Source organism: Mesorhizobium sp. M7A.F.Ca.CA.004.06.1.1, assembly GCF_003999135.1.
GTDB lineage: Bacteria > Pseudomonadota > Alphaproteobacteria > Rhizobiales > Rhizobiaceae > Mesorhizobium.
On the sequence record NZ_RZPQ01000631.1, the window covers coordinates 1 to 779 of the forward strand.

General features: G+C 67.0%; 1 pseudogene. It reads left to right on the forward strand.

Annotated features, from left to right (window positions below):
* A pseudogene (locus EN906_RS27260) lies at nt 1–779 on the forward strand (NAD(P)-binding domain-containing protein); the annotation flags it as partial.

The window sequence follows — 779 nt, forward strand, 5'->3', positions numbered from 1 at the left end:
ACCAGGATGCGCTTGCCCGCATAGTCTTCTCTCGCCTTGCCGACCACGTCGGCAAGGCGAGAGAAGACTATGCGGGCAAGCGCATCCTGGTCATCGGCGGCGGGCACTCGGCCATCAACGTCGCATTGGCGCTGATGGAGTTGCAGGATGCGGCGCCTGGCACCGAAATCTTCTGGGCGCTGCGCCACGCCAGCATCGAGAGACTGCTCGGCGGCGGGCTGAACGACCAGTTGCCGGAACGCGGCGCGCTTGGATTGGCGGCCAGGCAGGCGATGGCGGATGGCAGGCTGAACATGCTGGCGCCCTTCGCCGTCAACGGCATCGAGAGACAAGGCGAGGGCCTCGTGGTCGACGCCAACCTGGGTGGCAAGCCGTTCAACCTGGCCATCGACCGCATCGTCGTCACCACCGGCTTCAGGCCAGACCTGTCGTTCCTGAGCGAAATCCGCATCGCGCTCGATCACGCCGTCGAAGCGCCGCCGGCACTGGCGCCACTGATCGATCCAAACTACCACTCATGCGGCACGGTTCCGGCGCATGGCATTGCAGAGCTCGCGCACCCCGAACCGGGCTTCACCATCGTCGGCTCGAAATCCTACGGCCGTGCCCCGACTTTCCTGATGGCGACCGGCTACGAGCAAGTCCGCTCGGTGGTGGCCGATATTGCCGGAGACCATGCCGCGGCCCGCGAAGTCCGGCTGGTGCTGCCGGAGACCGGCGTGTGCAGCGCCGTCGGTGTCGTGACGGTGTCGGCAAGCGCCGGCTGCTGTGGCGGGGCC